Here is a 17,938-nt window from a genome sequence, read left to right on the forward strand (position 1 = left end):
AGATGGCACTGGTTCTCAATGCTCCGTCTCGCCGTCATCCGCCACTCTCACAGCTCAACGTCCGGTCAGGTCCGTCATGTCCACTCTCCGCTTCCCGCGCAAAACTGCACTGCTGCCCGTCTGCCTTGCTGCCAGCTTCGCTGGCTTCCCGCTGATGGCCCAGGAACAACTCGAGGACCAGCCCCAGAGCACAGCAGCCGAGCCGGTCGAGCTGCAGTCGGTGGAGATCACCGCCAGCGCCGATGCCTCGGCCGAAGGTCTGACCCAACCCTACGCTGGTGAGCAGGTGGCGCGAGGTGGGCGGGTCGGCATCCTCGGCAATCAGGATTATATGGAGACGCCGTTTACCTCTACGGCCTACACCTCCAAGCTGATTCAGGACCAGCAGGCGCGCAGCGTGTCGGACATCGTGCAGAACGACCCGTCGGTACGTGTGGCACGGGGCTACGGCAATATGCAGGAGCTGTACATGGTCCGGGGATTCCGCCTGTTCTCAGACGACATCTCATACAACGGTTTGTACGGCTTGTTGCCACGTCAATACGTAGCCGCTGAGTTCATCGAACGCGCCGAGGTCTTCCGCGGCGCGAGTGCTTTCCTCAATGGTGCAGCTCCAGGAGGCTCAGGGGTTGGCGGCATGATCAACCTCGTACCCAAACGTGCTCCGAATGAGCCGCTGACCCGTCTAACCGTAGGTGCCGAAAATGGCGGTCAAGGTTCGGCAGCCGTCGATCTGGGCCGCCGCTTCGGTGAAGAGGAGCGCTTCGGGTTGCGCCTCAATGCCGCCAAGCATACCGGCGAGACCTCGGTCGACAACGAAGAGCGTACTCTGGATATGTTTGCCCTCGGGCTGGACTACCAAGGGGACAACTTCCGCCTATCTGCTGATATTGGTCATCAGTACCACTTTATCGATGCACCACGGCCGAGTCTTTACATCGCCGATGGGATAGATCTTCCAAGCGCACCTGACGCGGAAGACAACTTTGCCCAAACCTGGACCTTCTCGAAGGAAAAGCAGACGTTTGGCACCGTCCGCGGCGAATATGACTTTTCTGACTCGGTCACGGGCTGGCTAGCCGTCGGCGCGCGCCATGGCGAGGAAGAAAACCGCTTGGCCAACCCGACTTACATCGGCGCCGACACCACCACCGCTTACCGCTTCGATAACCGCCGCAAGGAAGAGATCTCTACGGGTGAAATCGGCCTGCGCGGCCTTGCATCGACCGGACAGGTCTCCCACCAATGGGTAATGTCCGCAGCGGCTTTTAGGGCCGAGGAACGCAACGCGTTCGGTGGATCAGATTATGGCAACCTCTTGGTCGGTGGCCTCGATAACCCGTACGACATCCCTATCCCCGACTTGCTGCCGAAAAACATCAACGGTTCGTTTTCCGATCCGAATGTGATCGGCCGCACCTCCACTCAGAGCCTGGCGATCGCAGACACGCTTGGGTTCATGGATGATCGGCTACTTGTAACCCTGGGCGCACGCCGACAATGGATCGAGACCAGAAACTACTCTGCGGCGACCGGAGATCGCACGTCACGGATCAACCGCTACGAGACCACTCCAGTTGGCGGCGTGCTCTACAAGCTGACCGATGACGTATCGATCTATGCCAACTACATCGAGGGGCTTGCCAAAGGTGACACCGCCCCATGGAACACCACGCGACCCGATGGAACGACCGAGGCAGTTAGCAACGCCGCGCAAACGCTGGCACCACACATCGCCAAGCAAACCGAGATCGGCTTGAAGTACGACGGCATCAACCTGGGCGGCAGCCTGGCGATGTTCCGCACCGAGCGCCCTATCGGCGTAGTGACCGATGGCGTCTTCCGCGAAGGAGGCGATCAGCTCAATCGCGGCATCGAACTGTCGCTATTCGGCGAACCGGCCCCCGGGATCCGCCTGCTGGGCGGCGTGACCCTGCTCGATACCGAGCTAAGCGACACCGATAATGGCGATTACGACGGCAACCACGCTATTGGTGTGCCCAAAACGCAAGCCAACATTGGCGGCGAGTGGGATGTGCCCGGGCTTGCCGGCCTCACGCTGACCAGTCGCGTCGTCTATACCAGCAGCCAGTACACCGATATCAACAATGACCGGGAAATCCCGTCCTGGACGCGTCTGGACCTCGGTGCGCGCTACGGGATGAAAGTGCAGGACCGCGACGTGACCCTTCGCGCCCGCCTCGACAATGCCACTGGCCGTGACTATTGGGCATCGACTGGCGGCTACGCCAACGAAAACTACCTCGTCCTCGGCGCCCCGCGCACGCTCTCGGTCAGCGCTACGGTCGACTTCTGATGCAGGCAGTCACCCTGCGGCGGTGGGGCTGGGTCCATAAGTGGTCCAGCCTCGTCTCTACGCTGTTTATCCTGATGCTCTGCCTGACCGGCTTGCCGCTGGTCTTCTCGCACGAGATCGATCACCTCACCGGCAACGAGATCGAAGCGCCGGCGATGCCCGAAGGCACGCCGCGCGCTGCGGTCGATCGGGTGGCCGCCACGGCGGTTGAGGCCTACCCGGGTCTCGTGCCGCTGTACTTCTTCGCCGAGGAAGACGATCCGGATGTCTGGTACGTCAAGCTCGATACCCGCGTCGATACCGACGAGAGCGCGTCAACGCTGATCCTCTCCGACGCCCGTACTGCCGAGGTGCTCGGCGCGCCGAACATCGACGAAGGCTTCATGAGCGTGATGTACCGCCTGCACGTCGACCTCTATGCAGGGCTGGCGGGCAAGCTGTTTCTCGGCTTCATGGGGCTGCTGCTGATGGTGGCGATCGTCTCCGGCGTGGTGCTCTATGCGCCGTTCATGCGCAAGCTGCGCTTCGGCGAGGTGCGCCAGGAACGCACCGCCCGCACCCGCTGGCTGGATCTGCATAATCTGCTCGGCATCGTCACCCTGGTGTGGGCCCTGGCGGTTGGCTTTACCGGGGTGATCAATACCTGGGCGGACCTGATCTTTCAGGCCTGGCAGGCCGAGCAGGTCGCCGCGCTGCAGGCCGGCGAGACGCGAGTGTTGCTGGCAGCTGATGCTGACGACGCTCCCGCCGCAGATGGTTCGTTACAAACGGCTGTCGACCGCGTGCTGGCAGCCGCACCGGGCATGGCGGTGGCGATGATCGCCTACCCCGGCACGCTGCGCGCCACGCCGGAGCATGTCGCGGTGATCCTGCGTGGCGACACGCCGCTGACGTCACGCCTGACCCAGGCGCTGCTGGTCGACCCGGCCGATGGAGCGGTGCTGGAGGCCGGCCCCCGACCCTGGTACGTCACCGCGCTGCAGCTGTCCGAGCCGCTGCACTTCGGTGATTACGGCGGGCTGCCGCTGAAAATGCTCTGGGCGCTGCTGGACGTTCTCACCATCGTCGTGCTCGGCAGCGGCCTGTATCTGTGGCTCAAGCGCGGCGCGACGGAGGTGCGGACATGATGCGCATCTGGTTGTGGCCGGTGCTGATCGGCGTCGCGTCCATGCTCGGCCTGATCGCCGGGCTGGTCTCCGAAGGCGCAGGCGACTGGCTGAGCTGGCTGGCCCTGGCGGCACCCGTGGTTATCGGCGTTCATGGCCTGACCCGCTGCGGCGCCCGCCCAGTAGGGCGCCGCAGCGACGTTACGCCTGCAGGATCTCGGCGAGCTGGTCGAAGCTGAAGGGTTTGGGCAGTGAACGCGCCGGCAGTTTGCTTTCAATACGCCCCTCACCAGAGACGAACACCAGCTGTAGCCACGGCTGGGTGGCCAGGGCCTCGGCGGCGAATTCCGGCCCGGAGCGGCCCGGCAGGTTGACGTCGAGCAGCAGCTGATCGAAGCGCTGTTCGTGCAGCGCCTGCGCGGCCAGCTCCGCATTGGCATAACCGCAGGCGCGATGGCCCAGTTCCTCGACCATCTCGCAGGTCAGGGCAAGCAGCTGCGGCTGATCCTCCACCACCATCACCCATTGCTGCGGGGCGGTTCGCTCCTCGTTGTGCGGCGCGCCCAGCAGCTGGCGCACCTTGCGCGCCAGGTCTTCCTGGCGGTAAGGCTTGCTCAGCAGCTCCACGCCCGGATCGAGCCGGCCGCCATGGACGACGGCATTGCGCGTGTAGCCGGAGGTGAACAGCACCGCGATATCCGGCAGCAGCAGTCGCGCCTGGCGCGCCAGTTCGGTGCTGCTCAGCGGCCCGGGCATGACCACGTCGGTGAACAGAAGATCAATCGGAAGGCCGCTCTGCAGGATGCTCAAAGCGCTCTGCGCATCGTTGGCGCGCAGCACCGAATAGCCGAGGCCGGTGAGCAGCTCGATCACCGTGGCCTGCACCGGCAGGTCATCCTCCACCACCAGGATGGTTTCGCTGCCGCCGACCACCGGGCCAACGGTGGATGGCTGGGCCTGTACTTCTGGCTGCTCGGTACGCGGCAGGTAGAGCTTCACCGTAGTGCCGGTGCCCTCCTCGCTGTAGAGGCGGATATGCCCACCGCTCTGTTTAGCGAAGCCGTAGGCCATGCTCAACCCGAGCCCGGTGCCGTGACCCTCGGGCTTGGTGCTGAAGAACGGCTCGAAGGCCTGCTCGATGATCTCGGCAGGCATGCCGACGCCGGTGTCGGATACGGCCAGCAGCACGTACTGCCCGGGCGTGACATCGCTCTGGGTCTCGGCGTAATGCTCGTCGAGCATGGAATTGCCGAGTTCCAGGGTCAGCTTGCCGCCGTCAGGCATGGCATCACGGGCATTGATCGCCAGGTTCAGCACGACCTGCTCAAGCTGATTGGGATCGACCATGGTGGTCCACAGCCCACCCGCCACCACGGTTTCGATCTCGATGCGCTCGCCGAGGGCCTGGCGCAGCAGCTCGTCGAGATCACGCAACAACCGGCCGAGATTGGTCGGCTGCGGGCGCAGCGGCTGCCGGCGGGCGAAGGCGAGCAGTTGGCGCGCCAGCTTGGCACCGCGCTCGACAGCCGAGCCCGCGGCATCGACCCGCTTGGCGGCGGTGCGGTTGTCGTCTACCAGCGGCTGCAGCAATTGCAGGTTACCGGCGATCACTTGCAGCACGTTGTTGAAGTCGTGGGCGACACCACCGGTCAGCTTGCCGATGGCCTCAAGCTTCTGCGACTGATACAGCGCCTGACGGCTGAGTTCGAGTTCGCGGGTGCGCTCCTCGACCAGCTCCTGCAGGCGCTCGCTGGAGCGCTGCAGTTCCTGCTGCGCCAGCACCTGGGCGGTGACGTCATGGCCCTGGCAGAAGATCCCGCTGACCTGCTCGTCCTCCCTGAATACCGGCTGGAAGATGAAGTTCACGTAGCGCCGCTCGGCCTTACCGCCCGCCTGCGGCCGCACGCGCACCGCAATGTCGCGACCAATATAGGGCCGCCCGGTAACGTAGACCTGCTGCAGCAGCTCGGATAGGGCCCGGCTCTCCAGCTGCGGAAATACTTTGAAGGCCGGCCGGCCAAGCAGCTCGCGAGCACCAACCAGTTGATGGAACGCCCTGTTGGCGATTTTCAGCTGATGCTGCGGCCCTTCGGTGATGGCGATGAAGCCCGGTGCCTGGTCGAACAGGCGCTGCAGGTGCGTGCGCTCCTCGCTGAGCTGATGCCCTTGCAGTTCGCTGGCGCGGCGCTCGGCAACCAGTGCCGATACATCACGCACGGTCAGCGCCGCGCCCACCACTGCGCCACTCGCCGCGCAGACGGCTGCCACTACGATCTCCAGCGTCCGCCCACCGCCTACGTCGTCGTGCTGCAGGGTCAGCGTCTCATCGCAGTCCTGCACACGCGCCAAGGCCTGGGCCAGTTCGGCGCTCCAGAACGGCAGTCCGCTCGCAGGGCGCCCCAACACCTCGGCACGCGGCAGGCCGAACAGTTCGGCAGCGCCGGCACTCCAGTACAGCACCGCGCCCGCGTGATCGAGGCCGACGATGGCGTCGCGCGCCGCGTCGATGAAGTGATGCAGATAGAGTTCCGCCGCAGGCAGCGGTCGCCGGCTCGCGTGGGTGCCATCAACCGTGACGTTGGCCCGCGCCAGGGTCGTGCGCAGGCGCATGCGCCGGTGCACGCTCGCCAGCGCCTCGTCGAGTTGTTGCAGCAGTTTGGTGTCGAGCGTGACGATGGACCAGTAAGGCCCCAGCAAAGGCGCCGGCCCCAACTCCCGATGCAGCGCGTCGACACTCGCATCCTCGCTGAGGAACAGCAGTTGCGTGGCCTTCCAGCGACTACGCAATTGGCGGGCCAGGGCTACCGGGCGCGCCAGCCCTGGCGCCAACAGCACCAACCCGGGTTGTTCGTCTTCGGACGGCAATGCGCCCACATCCACAGTGCGCAGGTGCAATCCATGCGCCGCGGCCCAGCTAGCTATCCGCTCGCGCAGCTGCGCGTCGCCTGCCTCCAGCAGTGCGATCTGGTTGAGCAGCACCTCGCTCATAACAGCGGCAGCCCCAGCAGACTGCGACCTGTCCAGAGTTTGAGCAGGCCCGTTGTGGGAGTCATCACATGGCCGGCGCGGGCGTCGCGCAGCAGACGCGCCGCGCGACTGTTTTCGCGGTACGCGGCACCGCCACACAGGGTCATCGCCTCGTTCGCCAGGCGCACCGCGGTTTCCGCGGCTTCCGCCTTGCACGCCAGAATGAACGGCAGCGCCTCGGGATGTGCGGCATCGCCGCGGCGCGCCGCTTCGCGCACCAGAGCACGCGTCTTGACCAGATCGGTCCAGAGTTCGCCGTAGCGAATTTGCAGGCTTTCCACATCCCGCAGGGCCTCGCCGGAATGGCTGTAGCGCCGCGAGCGCAGCTGCAGGCTGGCTTCATCAAGCGCCGCCTGGGCAACGCCGAGATAGGTGCCGGCCATGGCCATCAAAAAGAACGGCGCGACCACCTCGAACACATACCAGACCTGATCGCCCGGTTCGCCGAGCAGGTTGCGCGCCGGCACCCGAACCTGATCCAGCCGCAACGGTCGCGAGGAGTTGCCGCGCATGCCGAAGCCGGCCCAGGCGTCGAGCCACTGCATGCCGGCGCTGCCCTTGTCGACGATCAGGCAGCTGAAATCTCCGGCTTCGGCGCCCGCGGCCACCGTGGAGATGACGTAGGAATCGGCGTGCCCACCATTGGTGACGAACTGCTTGGTGCCGTCGACCACGAAGTCTTCACCATCAGCGTCAAGGCGGGTTTCCGGCAGGTAGAAATGCGCGCCGGTGCCGTGCTCGGACAATGCCAGGGTGGTGATATGGCGTCCCTGGGCGATCTCGCGCAAATAATGATCACGCTGATGCTCGGTAGCCTTGGCGGCGATGACCGCGGTGGCGACGCAATGCATGCCGTAGCACAGCGCCGACGACGGGCAGGCGCGAGCGATCGCCTCGGTGAGCACACACAGGCCCAGCAGCCCCTGACCCAGCCCGCCGAGTTCGCTCGGAACCTGCAGCCCAAGCAGACCAGCATCAGCGAAAGCCTGCATCGAGTGGGCAGGCCAGCGGCATTCGGCGTCGACCTCGGCAGCCAGCGGCGCGATGACATTTTCAGCCAGATCGGTGGCGACGCTCTGCAATTCGACGAGCTGAACGGGTAGCAAATGGTCCATTAATCTTCCTGAAATCAAGGGAGGCCGGCATCCGCCCGGGTGGATATCAGACCGTAACAGTCAGGTAATGTTCGGCCGCGCTTCTTGCGGGAGCGTTGTGCAACACCGGCGGTCATAGTCGCATGACTACATTGACCAGGGGCAATTGGCCCACACTGCTTCGCCTCGCTTTCGCCCTGCTGGTCGGTGCGTTGCTGGCGGGCGGTGCGCGAGCCGAGACAGACGATATGCACATTCTCATCGGCAGCTACACGCACGATAGCGACAGCCCGGGCATCCTGCGTCTGCGCTTCGATCCCGCGACCGGGCAGATCGACCCGAAGCCCGTGCAAACGCTCACCAGCGACAACCCGTCCTGGCTGGTGCTGGATGACAAGCGCGGCCGGCTCTACGCCACCAATGAGAACGGTCCGGCACATGCTGACCCGGTCGGTCGTGTCAGTGCCTGGCAGCTCGACAGTAGCAGCGAGCACCAGCTGATCGGGCAGAACATCAGTCTGGGCGATGAGCCGACCCATGCCAGCCTGAGCCATGACGGCCGCTACCTGTTCATCAGCAACTACGGTTCGCGGCCCAACCCTGGCGGAAGTCTGGCGGTGATGCCGCTGGCCGAGGATGGCCACCCGCTGCCGGTCACACAGATCCTTGCGCATCAGTCGAGCGGCGTGCATCCCGAACGCCAGCGCTCGGCACATGTGCATTCCGCCGTACCGAGCCCGGACGGCAAGCGTCTGCTGGTCAGCGACCTGGGTGCCGATCGGGTGTTCGTCTACCGCTACGACCCGCAGAACTCGGAGCGCCCGCTGCAGGCCGACGAGCCGGCAAGCATCGAACTGCCGCCTGGCAGCGGCCCGCGCCATCTGGTCTTCCACCCCAATGGCAAACACGCCTATCTCGCCCTCGAGCTGAGCGCCCAGGTGGCGAGCTTCGACTACGCGAACGGCACCTTGACCCGCCGGCAACTGCTGGACCTGAAAAGTGCGGGGAGCGACGTGCGGCATTCGCCGGGCGCGATCCATAGCTCTGCCGATGGCCGCTTCCTCTATGTCAGCGACCGTGGCGACTACAACCACATCGTCGCCTTCGCCATCGAGGCCGACGGCACGCTGCGTGAAATCCAGCGCCGCCCGAGCGAAGGCCGCGAACCGCGGGAATTCGCCATCACCGCGGACGGGCGCTTCATGCTGATCGCCAATCAGTTGAGCGATGAGCTGGTGGTGATCCGGCGCGATCCGGATAGTGGGAAGCTCGGCGAGAAGCTGCAGACCCTGACGGTTGGACGGCCGTCGGATATCAAGCTGCTAGCGCCGAACTGAGTGGGAAGGGATCAGGACAACAGGCTGACCACCGCGAAGCGGCTGATATTGGCCTGCGCCACCACCGTCTGGGTGACGGCCGCGTAGCTGGAGGGGCTGCGCTGCATCAGGTTGAACACCGAGTGGGAGAAGTCCTTTGCCCACTGCTGCTCATCGACATCGGCCTGTTGCGCCAGGAACTCGCGGATCTCGCGCTGACGCTGGCCTAGCTGCTCGCGCAGCGCGCCGACCTTCTCCAGCCCGGCCACCACGGTATCGAGCATGCGCCGCAGTTCGCGCAGCGAGTCCAGTGCCGGCTCTTCGGGAAACTTCAGCAGCTGCTCTTCCTGGCTCGGCAGACGCTGAAAGCGGCCCTTGGCGAAGAGCTTGTCCTCGCCCTGCACCGCCAGCTGGTCCTTGAGCTGCTGCCAGTCGCTTTCCCGCGCCGAGAACCTGAGCCGGCCACTGTCATCGAGTTCGGCACGGATACCGGACTGCCCGAGGCTGCCGTTGAAGCGGCGCAGGATCTGCTCGTCGCTCATGTCGTCGTCGAGCACCACCGCGACCGGCTCGGCCAGCTGGCGACCACCACTGAACAGCAGCGTCTCGCGACCCGACTGGCGGATGGCTTCGAGCGATTCCAAGCCCTGCAGGCTGAAGCGGCTGCGCACCGGCTCGCTCAGGCGCAGCTTCAGCGTCGCGTCCAGAGAATTGGCCGAGCGCTTGCTGCGCTCGCGCAACAGCTGCTCCACCTCCTGCATGGCATGCCTAATCGCATCCGGCCCGCTACTCGAGGTCGGCGAGCTGATTTCGCGACTGAGGCTGAGCTTGAGCTGCGAAAGACGCCCGTGCAGGTCGTTCAGATAGCTTTCTGCCGACTGCATGGAAGACAGCTGCTGATTGAGCTGCAGGCTGAAGCTGGTGCTCTTCTTGTTGGCGACTTCCGCATGCGCGGTATCGCCCGGCACCGGCAGACGGCGCGACGGCGTCGGCACGTCGGCAAGCAGTGCCTGTCGGCGCTCATGGGGGTTGATGGCGGAAACGGCGGGTAGCGGCTTGCCGATCTTCATTCAAGCGTTCCTCGCCTTAGAGCATGCCGAACAGCGACAGGCCGTTGATCTTCAGATAGGTCTTCTGAGTGGCCTGCAGCGACAGCTGGTAATTGTTCAGGTCGATGCTCGCACCGGCATAGTCCAGGCGCGACAGCTCACCTTCGATCTTCTGGTTCACCAGCGAGACATCCTCGTTGCTGCTGCTGAGCAGGGTCAGGGTGTTCTGCCGGCCACCGAGATCGGTCACCGCGCCGAGCAGGCGGGCATGGGTGGCGTCCAGGTTATCCATGGTCGCGGTGATCTGTGCGCGTACGGCGGGGTCGGTGGAATCCAGCGCCGGGTCCTTGAGCACCTGCACCAGCGCACGCAGCTCGTTGAGCATGCCGACGTCGGCGCCAAAGACCTGCGCTGCAGTAACGTTCTCCTCCACCAGCACGCCGTTGGCCACCGCCGCCTGGCGATGCTGATCGTTGCCCTGCAGCACGTAAATACCACCGATCAGGGCGATCGCCGGCTGGTTGGAACGGGTGCCGGAGAACAGGTAACGGCCTTCCTCGTCACGCACGTTGGCGAAGCTCAGCACGGTGTTTTCCAGCGCCTCCAGCTCATTGGCGATGGCCGACAGATCCTCGTCGGTGTTGCTGCCGTTGGCCGCCCACAACAGCAGGTCACGAATGCTCAGCATGCTGTCGGAGGCGGCTTTCAGATTGGCTTCCTGCTTGGACAGGTTGCCAGAAACGTTGGCTATGTTGGTGCGGTACTGCGTCAGGCTGGCTTCCTCGCGCTGGATGCGCAGCACGCGGACCGCCGAGATCGGGTCGTCGGACGGCACCAGCATGCGCTCGCCGCTGGCCATCTGCTGCATCAGCTTGCCGAGCTTCTCGGAGCTGTTGTTCAGCGAGCCGTGCATCATCGCGGTGATCTGGGCGTTGGAAATGCGCATGGTGTCTTTCTCGTCAGTCGAATCGGGCGGCGAGCGCTCAGAACATCGCCAATACGGCGTTGAACAGGTCGTTGGAGGTGCTGATTACTTTCATGTTGGCCTGATAGGCCTGTTCGTAAGCCATCAGGTTGACCGCTTCCTCGTCCAGGTTCACTGCGCTGACGCTGTCGCGCTGGGCCTGGGCCTGCTCGGCGACAACCGTGGCGGCGGCGAGGTCGGCCTTGTTCTGCCGGCTGGCGCTGCCGACGCGGCCGACCAGGCCGGCGTAGGCATCGTTCAGCGGAACATCGCTGCCGGCCACGTTGACCTTGGCCGACTTGAGTTCCAGCAGGGCCAACAGATTCTCATTGTTGCCGACTTCGCCGGTGCCGCTCTGGCCGGCAGAAGAGAACGCCAGTTGTTCCGGCGTCAGCGCGGTCACCGCGAGCATGCCGCTGGTGCTGCCGGGGGTGTAGACGAACAGCGGCTGGCCCGGATTGCCATTGAGGTCGAAGCCACCGGCCAGGGTGTCGTTGACCATCTGCGCCAGGGCAGCGGCCATGTCGTGCAGGTCGGCCTGGGCCGGACGCAACGCGCCGTATTCCATGTCGTAGAGCGCGCCCAGCGAACCGCCGAGGCCTTCCTGCACCAGCGGGAAGGTGGTCTTGGCGAACACCAGGGTCAGTTCCTGTTCGCCGGCCAGGTTCTGCTCCACGCGCAGCTGGCCGGCCGTTGTACCCGCCACCAGCGGCTGGCCGTTGGCCAGGGACACGGTCAGCGTACCGTCGGCGACTTCCTGCACGCGAATGCCGGCGTACTGGCTGAGGTCCTTGATCAGGTTCTCGCGGTAGTCGCGCAGCGTGGCGGTATCGCGCCCGGCCGACTCCATCTTGAGAATTTCCGCATTCAGCTCGGCGATGTTGCCGGACAGCCCGTTGATCTCGGCGACCATCGCCACGCGCTGGCCCTGCAGGGCGTTGAGCTGGGTGCCGATGTTGCCGTTCAGGCCGTTGAAGCGCTGCGCCAGCTGCTTGGCCTCGCCGATGATCTGCTGGCGCAGGGCGATGGACTCCGGTGTGGAGCTGGCCTCGCTGAGCGCGGCGAAGAAGTTGTCCAGGCCGACGCTGACGCTGGAGCCTTCGCTGTGGATCAGGCCTTCCAGCGCGGTCAGATACTGCTGGCTGGTGCCGTAGTAGTTCTTGTCGGTGCTGGCGCGCCAGAGCTGCTGGTTCTGGAAATCGTTGGACAGCCGGCGGATGCTGCTGACCTGCACGCCGCCACCGATGCTGGTGGCGGTCTGCCCGCCGACCGAATGCATCTCCGGCGCCAGGCGGCTGAAGCCGGGCGTGTTGACGTTGGCGATGTTCTGCCCGGTCGCGGTTAGGGCGATCTGCGAGGCGCGTACGCCGCTATAGCCAATCTGACTCAAGACACTCACGACAGGGCTTCCTTCGAATCGATGCGGATCGGTTGAGCGAACGCCACGGAAAGATGGCGCGCGGCAACCGGCTGTTGTCTATCCAAGGCGACTGCGGCGGGCGCGCTATTAAGCCCGGCGGACGCTGCCTGCTGCTCGGCGATGCGCTTGCCCTCCACCACCGCCAGCAACTGCCCACGGGAAAGGCGCTCGGCAGTGGCCAGGCTGGCCTGTGCCGCCTGCGGCCAGCCAGACGCTTGCACGGCAGCCTGCGGCTCGTGTGGCTGGCTGTTGGCCGCCTGCAGGTCCTTGAGGATGTTGCGCGTGTAGTCGCGAGTCTCCTGGTACGGGATCTTGTGGATCCAGCTGGCCGCATCGATCTCGCCGCGGCGCGGGTCGCCATGGTTCTTCAACCACTCGTCGACCTTGCCGGGGCCGGCGTTGTAGGCGGCCAGCGCCAGCGCCTGGTGGCCGTCGTAGCGCTCGAGCATCTTGTTCAGGTAGGCGCTGCCCAGACGCTTGTTGTATTCGGCATCGCTGGTCAGCCGCGCTTCATCGAATGGCAGGCCGAGTTCGGCGGCCATGTCGCGGGCAGTACCCGGCATCAGCTGCATCAGGCCGCGGGCACCCTTGGGCGAAACGGCGGCGACGTTGCCGCTGGATTCGTGCTTGATGACGCTATCCACCAGCGCGCGGAAGCCCGCCTTGCCCGCCGCCCAGGCGTTGTCCAGCGCATCGACGCCGCGCTGCCAGGTACCACGCAGCGCATGCTGGCCGCCCTGCCCGGCACTGGCCAGACCGAGCGCGGCAGGCGCCGGCGCGGTGCCGTCGAGACCGCCGGAGAGCTGCTGCACCAGCATGTCGGCAATCCCGGTCTGGCGCTTTCCGGCCAGGGTTTCGGCGAGCACCTCGTCGTAGAAGTCGCGCATGGTGTCGAGCTCGCGGCTGCGCATCGGATTGCCGGCCGAGAGCACGTCGCCGGCCTTGCGCATCTGCTTGAGGATCTGCTGCAGGAACATGGCCTCGAACTGCTCGGAAACCATCTCCAGCTGCTGGCGGCGCGCGGCGCTCGGGCCGTCATGGCGCGCGCGCATGGCATTGAGGTGTTGCGGTAGGGAAACGATGCTCATGGGCGGCCTTACATCACGATCAGTTCGGCGTTCAGCGCGCCGGCGCGTTCCAGCGACTGGAGAATGCTCATCACGTCATCCGGGGTCGCGCCCAGGCTGTTGATGGTGTTGATGATGCTTTCCAGGCTGGCACCTTCGGGCCACTTGAACATGGCGTTGCGGTCCTGCTCGACGGCGACGTCCGATTGCGGCACCACGGCCGTCTGGCCCTGGGAGAAGGGGCCGGGCTGGCTGACCTGCGGCCGCTCGCTGATGGTCACGGTGAGCGAGCCATGGGCCACCGCGGCGGCCTTCACCCGCACGCCCTCGCCGACCACTACAGTGCCGGTGCGGCTGTTGAACACCACCTTCGGCCGCACGCGGCCTTCTTCAACGTCCAGGCGTTCGAGCATGGCCATGAAGCTCATGCGCTGGGTGCTGGTGACCGGGGCGCGAATCGAGATCTTGGTGGCATTGAGCGCAGTGGCGGTGCCCTTGCCGAAGTAGGCATCGACCGCATCGACCACGCGGGTGACGGTCTGGAAGCTCGGCTGGCGCACGTTGAGCATCACGTCCGGGCGCTCGGTGAAGTCGGTGGGAATCATCCGTTCCACCGTCGCGCCGTTGGGGATCAGGCCGCTGTTGGAGGTGTTGATCGCCACCTTCGAGCCGCTGGCGCCTTCGGCATTCACCCCACCGACCACCAGCGCACCCTGCGCCACGGCATAGATTTCGCCGTCGACGCCCTGCAGCGGGGTCATCAGCAGCTGGCCGCCGCGCAGGCTCTTGGCGTCGCCCAGCGAGGACACGGTGACGTCGACGCTCTGCCCAGGGCTGTAGGACGGCGGCACCGTGGCGGTGACGGTCACCGCGGCGACGTTCTTCAGCTTGGGGTCGACGTTGGCCGGCAGGTTGATGCCGAACTGCTTGATCATGTTGGCCACCGAGTGGCTGGTGAACTTCACCTGGTTCTTGTCGCCGGTGCCATCCAGGCCGACCACCAGACCGTAGCCGATCAGCTGGTTGCCGCGAATACCCTCGATATCCACCAGGTCCATCAACGGCACGGCCTGCGCCGGCAGCTGCCAGCACAGAACAAGAGAGGCGAGGAACAGCTTCACGGAGCGCAAGGGGCTAGTCATTGGAGTTACCGCTTAAAGGGGGAACAGCGGCGATGCGAAGAATCGCGTCAGCCAGCCAGCCGAGTTGCTGTCGTTGAGCACGCCACGACCCGCGTAGGAAATCTTGGCGTTGGCCACACTCTGCGAAGAAACCTGGTTGTAGCGGTTGATGTCATCGATGCGCACCAGGCCGGTCAGGCGGATGTACTCGTCGCCCTGGTTCAGGCGCAGCGCCTTCTCGCCCTTGATCAGCAAGGTCCCGTTCGGCAACACGCGGTGCACGCTGACGGCGATCGAGCCGCGCAGGGTGTTCTGCTGTGAGCTCTTGGCCGAGCCCTTGAACTCACGCTCGCCGGAGGCCGAGGTTTCCACGTCGGGGTAGGTCTTGCCCAGCACGGTGGGCACGCCGATGCCGACGCTCGATTCCTTGCCGAAGCTGGTGCCGGCGCTCTTGCTCGACTGGGTGGATTCGTCCAGCACCACGGTGAGAATGTCGCCGACCCGCACCGCGCGCCGGTCGCTGACCAGCGAGCCGCCGTAGCCGGAGCGGAACAGGCCGCCGCCAGTGGTCGGTGGCAGGCTGTAGTCGAGCTCCAGCGGCTCGTATTCGCTGGAATCCTCGTCCGGCAGCAGCTCGTCGAAGCTGGCGCAGCCGCCGAGCAGCAGAAAGGCGAACAGGAGGGCGATCGGCTTCATCGGCATCACACGGTCTGGTTGAGGAACTGCTGCATGCCGCTGGCGGCATCGAGGACCTTGGCGTTGGCCTCGTAGGCGCGCTGGATGGCGATCATCGCCACCATGGCTTCCACCACCTGCACGTTGGAGCCTTCCAGCACGCCCTGCTTGAGCTGGCCGAGGCCCTCCTCGCCCGGCACACCTTCCACCGGCTCGCCGCTGGCGACGGTTTCGCGGTAGAGGTTGCCGCCCAGTGCTTCCAGCCCGCCGGGGTTGGTGAAGTTGACCAGGGTGATCTGCCCCAGCTCGGACGGCAGGGTGTCGCCGGCCAGCACCGCGGTGACGATGCCGTCGCTGCCGACGGTGAAGCCGGTGCTGCCCTCAGGCACTTCGATGGCCGGGTTCAGCGGCAAGCCCTGGGCGTTGACCATCATGCCTTCAGCGTTGAGCTGGAACTGGCCGTTCTCGGTGTAGAAGATGTCGCCGTTGGGCGCCTCGACCTGGAAGAAGCCGCGGCCGACGATGGCCAGATCCATCGGCTGGCCGGTGGTCTGGATGCTGCCTTCGGTGAACACCTTCTGCGTGCCGGCGACGCGCACGCCGCTGCCCAGCTGGATGCCCGAGGGCACGGTGTTGATTTCGTCGGCCTGGGCGCCCGGCTGCTTTTCGATGACGTAGAACAGGTCCTCGAAGACCGCGCGGTCGCTCTTGAAGCCGTTGGTGTTGACGTTGGCCAGGTTGTTGGCGACGGTGGCCATGGCCTTGTCCTGGGCGGCCAAGCCGGTCTTGCTGACCCAAAGTGCAGAATTCATGCGTTATCTCCCGATCAGCTGCCGCGGATCATTCGGTTGCCGGCGTCGGAGAGGTCCTCGGCGGCTTTCATCATCTTTACCTGGGTTTCGAACAGGCGGTTCAGGCTCATGGTCGAGGCCAACTCGTCGATCGCCGAGACGTTGCTCGACTCGAGAAAGCCGCTGGCCAACCGTACGTCCTCGCTGGGCTGCGCCGGCTCGCCGTCGCGGGTCACCAGCAGGCCGGCCTGGTTCTTCATCAGGTTGGCCGCCGGCACGTCGACCAGGCGGATGCGATCGACCTCGGCCATCATCCAGTCACCGGGGGCCATGACCGACACGGTGCCGTCATTGCCGATCTCCATGCGGTCGTACTCCGGCAGGACGATGGGACCGCCCTCGCCGAGCACCGCACGGCCGTTGAGCGTCAGGCGCCCTTCGGCATCGACCTGCATGCTGCCCTGCCGGGTGTAGGCCTCGCCCTCGCCGTCCTGCAGCACGATCAGGCCGGTGCCCTTGACGGCGAAGTCCAGCTCGCGACCGGTGGCGACCATCGGCCCAGCGGCCAGGCTGACGCCGTTGTTCTCGATCAGCGCCATGTGCCGGCTGTCGTAGCCGTAGCCTTCCACCGCCACGGCCTGGGCGCGTTCGAGGTCGGCGCGAAAGCCGGGGGTGTTGACGTTGGCCAGGTTGTTCGAGCGCACCTGCAGCGACATCATCGTGCGGCTGGCGGCCGTCATCGCGGTGTATCCCAAGCGGTCCATGGGTCAGCCTCAGATTGCGTTGAACAGGACCTGGGTCAGTTCCTTGTTGGTGGAAATGACCTGGGTATTGGCCTGGTAGTTACGCTGGCCTTCCATCAGGCCTACCAGCTGCTGCGTGAGGTCGACGTTGGAGCTTTCCAGCGCGCCGGAGGCCAGGGTGCCGTACTGGCCGACGCCTGGAGCGCCGAGCATCGCCGCGCCGGAGGCGGCGGTTTCGGTCCAGGCGGTGCCGCTGATGTTCTTCAGGCCTTCGGCGTTGACGAAGCTGGCCAGCACCACCTGGCCCTGCAGCATGCGTTCGCCATTGGAATAGCTGGCGTAGACCTTGCCGTCCTTCTCCACGGTCATGCCGGTCTGCTCGCCAGCCGCGTAGCCGGTGGCACGGTTGTTGGTGACGCTGAATTCCGAGCCGTACTGGCTGGTGCCGCTGTAGTCGAGCTGGATGGCCAGGGGGGCGACGCCACCGGTCAATGGGGCTGCCAGGGCGACCGTGCCGATCGGGGTGGCGAGCACGCCGGAGGTGTCGAAGGTCAGTGCCTGCGGCGCACCAGCCAGGGCGGCGCCGTCGACGTAGTAGTGGGCATTCCAGTTGTTGTCGGCGGTCTTGACGAAATACTGGGTCAGGGTGTGTTCCTTGCCCTGGGAGTCGTACAGCTTGGTGGTGTAGGTGGAGTTGTAGCTGTCCGCCGCCAGCGGGTCGAAGGCCACGGTCGGCACTTCCTGATTGGCGTCCAGATTAGCGACGAAGCTCAGCGCATCGGTGGCGCGGGCCGGGATGCCGCCGGAGCGCAGCTGCAGGTCACCGACGGTGCCGGTCTGCAGGTTGCCGGTGGCATCGGCCGGGTAACCCTGCAGGCGCTGGCCGAGGCTGTTGGTGATGTAGCTGTCCTTGTCGGTGCCGAAGATGCCGGCACGGGTGTAGCCGATGTCACCGTTGCTGGCGCGGGTGACGAAGAAGCCGCCGCCAGAAATGGCCAGGTCCAGGGTGCGGTTGGTCGAGGTCAGTGCGCCGCCCTGGCTGATGCTCTGGGTGGTGCCGATCACTTCCACACCCATGGCCTGGGTCTCGGCATACAGGCTGCCGAAGTTGGTGCGCGAGGACTTGAACCCCACAGTGCCGGAGTTGGCGATGTTGTTGCCGATGGTGTTGAGTTGTTCGTTGACGGCGGACAGGCCGGTCAGGGCGATATTGAAGCTCATGGTTGCGTCTCGACTCTGCTGGATGAA

15 protein-coding genes are annotated in these 17,938 nt (G+C 65.3%); 4 read left to right on the plus strand and 11 right to left on the minus strand.

Annotation, left to right across the window (positions count from 1 at the left end):
• The first annotated feature begins 76 nt into the window (after nt 1-76).
• From BHD08_RS17275 to BHD08_RS17285, 3 genes are read left to right on the plus strand one after another with little or no spacing between them, the layout of a single operon-like run.
• Nucleotides 77-2,317, plus strand: a complete 2,241-nt coding sequence (locus BHD08_RS17275; protein ID WP_125023796.1) for a TonB-dependent siderophore receptor — start codon at nt 77-79, stop codon at nt 2,315-2,317.
• Nucleotides 2,317-3,444: a PepSY domain-containing protein gene (locus BHD08_RS17280; protein WP_125023798.1), complete on the plus strand. Its 1,128-nt coding sequence runs from the start codon at nt 2,317-2,319 to the stop codon at nt 3,442-3,444. The genes BHD08_RS17275 and BHD08_RS17280 overlap by 1 nt, the downstream gene beginning before the upstream one ends.
• Nucleotides 3,441-3,662, plus strand: coding sequence for a hypothetical protein (locus BHD08_RS17285; protein WP_015278770.1), 222 nt, complete (start codon nt 3,441-3,443; stop codon nt 3,660-3,662). The genes BHD08_RS17280 and BHD08_RS17285 overlap by 4 nt, the downstream gene beginning before the upstream one ends.
• On the opposite strand, the gene BHD08_RS17290 is transcribed toward BHD08_RS17285, so the two are convergent.
• Together BHD08_RS17290 and BHD08_RS17295 are read right to left on the minus strand one after the other, a co-directional pair.
• Complete coding sequence (locus tag BHD08_RS17290) at nt 3,625-6,411, minus strand: response regulator (protein WP_125023800.1); 2,787 nt, start codon at nt 6,409-6,411, stop codon at nt 3,625-3,627. The two genes, BHD08_RS17285 and BHD08_RS17290, sit on opposite strands and share 38 nt — an antisense overlap.
• A complete protein-coding gene (locus BHD08_RS17295) occupies nt 6,408-7,565 on the minus strand; it encodes an acyl-CoA dehydrogenase family protein (RefSeq protein ID WP_015278772.1) in 1,158 nt (385 codons plus the stop codon). The genes BHD08_RS17290 and BHD08_RS17295 overlap by 4 nt, the downstream gene beginning before the upstream one ends.
• A 122-nt stretch (nt 7,566-7,687) precedes the next feature.
• Here BHD08_RS17295 and BHD08_RS17300 point away from each other — a divergent pair, with 122 nt between their 5' ends.
• Entirely contained in the window at nt 7,688-8,881 is a 1,194-nt protein-coding gene (locus BHD08_RS17300; RefSeq protein ID WP_125023802.1) for a lactonase family protein, read from the plus strand.
• A gap of 11 nt (nt 8,882-8,892) precedes the next feature.
• Here BHD08_RS17300 and BHD08_RS17305 read toward each other — a convergent pair whose 3' ends face one another.
• The 9 genes from BHD08_RS17305 to flgE are packed head-to-tail and all read right to left on the minus strand — an operon-like array spanning nt 8,893 to nt 17,911.
• Nucleotides 8,893-9,930, minus strand: a complete 1,038-nt coding sequence (locus tag BHD08_RS17305; protein ID WP_015278774.1) for a hypothetical protein — start codon at nt 9,928-9,930, stop codon at nt 8,893-8,895.
• Nucleotides 9,931-9,946: 16 nt separating this feature from the next.
• Nucleotides 9,947-10,855 (minus strand): flagellar hook-associated protein FlgL, encoded by a 909-nt coding sequence (flgL, locus tag BHD08_RS17310; RefSeq protein WP_015278775.1) that lies wholly within the window; start codon nt 10,853-10,855, stop codon nt 9,947-9,949.
• A 37-nt stretch (nt 10,856-10,892) separates the two neighbouring features.
• Nucleotides 10,893-12,272 carry a flagellar hook-associated protein FlgK gene (gene flgK / locus BHD08_RS17315; protein WP_125023804.1) on the minus strand — a complete coding sequence of 460 codons (1,380 nt, stop codon included), beginning with the start codon at nt 12,270-12,272 and terminating at the stop codon, nt 10,893-10,895.
• Nucleotides 12,269-13,381, minus strand: a complete 1,113-nt coding sequence (locus BHD08_RS17320) for a transglycosylase SLT domain-containing protein (RefSeq protein WP_125023806.1) — start codon at nt 13,379-13,381, stop codon at nt 12,269-12,271. Before BHD08_RS17320 ends, flgK begins: the two co-directional genes overlap by 4 nt.
• A gap of 8 nt (nt 13,382-13,389) precedes the next feature.
• On the minus strand, nt 13,390-14,502 hold the full coding sequence (locus BHD08_RS17325) for a flagellar basal body P-ring protein FlgI (protein WP_015278778.1): 1,113 nt from the start codon (nt 14,500-14,502) through the stop codon (nt 13,390-13,392).
• A 12-nt stretch (nt 14,503-14,514) separates the two neighbouring features.
• Nucleotides 14,515-15,183, minus strand: a complete 669-nt coding sequence (gene flgH, locus BHD08_RS17330) for a flagellar basal body L-ring protein FlgH (RefSeq protein ID WP_015278779.1) — start codon at nt 15,181-15,183, stop codon at nt 14,515-14,517.
• Nucleotides 15,183-15,968, minus strand: a complete 786-nt coding sequence (gene flgG / locus BHD08_RS17335; protein ID WP_014595446.1) for a flagellar basal-body rod protein FlgG — start codon at nt 15,966-15,968, stop codon at nt 15,183-15,185. Before flgG ends, flgH begins: the two co-directional genes overlap by 1 nt.
• Before the next feature lie 14 nt (nt 15,969-15,982).
• Nucleotides 15,983-16,711: a flagellar basal body rod protein FlgF gene (locus tag BHD08_RS17340; RefSeq protein WP_015278780.1), complete on the minus strand. Its 729-nt coding sequence runs from the start codon at nt 16,709-16,711 to the stop codon at nt 15,983-15,985.
• A 9-nt stretch (nt 16,712-16,720) separates the two neighbouring features.
• Nucleotides 16,721-17,911: a flagellar hook protein FlgE gene (gene flgE, locus BHD08_RS17345; protein WP_125023808.1), complete on the minus strand. Its 1,191-nt coding sequence runs from the start codon at nt 17,909-17,911 to the stop codon at nt 16,721-16,723.
• Between the last annotated feature and the right edge of the window lie 27 nt (nt 17,912-17,938).

It is taken from the genome of Pseudomonas sp. SCT, assembly GCF_003864275.1.
Lineage (GTDB): Bacteria > Pseudomonadota > Gammaproteobacteria > Pseudomonadales > Pseudomonadaceae > Stutzerimonas > Stutzerimonas stutzeri_AE.

Bases quoted from the DNA above. Each gene is read 5' to 3' on its own strand.
- BHD08_RS17285 (WP_015278770.1), top strand. From the start codon at position 3,441: ATGATGCGCATCTGGTTGTGGCCGGTGCTGATCGGCGTCGCGTCCATG.
- BHD08_RS17275 (WP_125023796.1), top strand. From the start codon at position 77: ATGTCCACTCTCCGCTTCCCGCGCAAAACTGCACTGCTGCCCGTCTGC.
- flgG (WP_014595446.1), bottom strand. From the start codon at position 15,968: ATGAATTCTGCACTTTGGGTCAGCAAGACCGGCTTGGCCGCCCAGGAC.
- BHD08_RS17300 (WP_125023802.1), top strand. From the start codon at position 7,688: ATGACTACATTGACCAGGGGCAATTGGCCCACACTGCTTCGCCTCGCT.
- flgE (WP_125023808.1), bottom strand. From the start codon at position 17,911: ATGAGCTTCAATATCGCCCTGACCGGCCTGTCCGCCGTCAACGAACAA.
- flgL (WP_015278775.1), bottom strand. From the start codon at position 10,855: ATGCGCATTTCCAACGCCCAGATCACCGCGATGATGCACGGCTCGCTG.
- BHD08_RS17320 (WP_125023806.1), bottom strand. From the start codon at position 13,381: ATGAGCATCGTTTCCCTACCGCAACACCTCAATGCCATGCGCGCGCGC.
- BHD08_RS17295 (WP_015278772.1), bottom strand. From the start codon at position 7,565: ATGGACCATTTGCTACCCGTTCAGCTCGTCGAATTGCAGAGCGTCGCC.
- BHD08_RS17340 (WP_015278780.1), bottom strand. From the start codon at position 16,711: ATGGACCGCTTGGGATACACCGCGATGACGGCCGCCAGCCGCACGATG.
- BHD08_RS17305 (WP_015278774.1), bottom strand. From the start codon at position 9,930: ATGAAGATCGGCAAGCCGCTACCCGCCGTTTCCGCCATCAACCCCCAT.
- flgH (WP_015278779.1), bottom strand. From the start codon at position 15,183: ATGCCGATGAAGCCGATCGCCCTCCTGTTCGCCTTTCTGCTGCTCGGC.
- BHD08_RS17325 (WP_015278778.1), bottom strand. From the start codon at position 14,502: ATGACTAGCCCCTTGCGCTCCGTGAAGCTGTTCCTCGCCTCTCTTGTT.
- BHD08_RS17280 (WP_125023798.1), top strand. From the start codon at position 2,317: ATGCAGGCAGTCACCCTGCGGCGGTGGGGCTGGGTCCATAAGTGGTCC.
- BHD08_RS17290 (WP_125023800.1), bottom strand. From the start codon at position 6,411: ATGAGCGAGGTGCTGCTCAACCAGATCGCACTGCTGGAGGCAGGCGAC.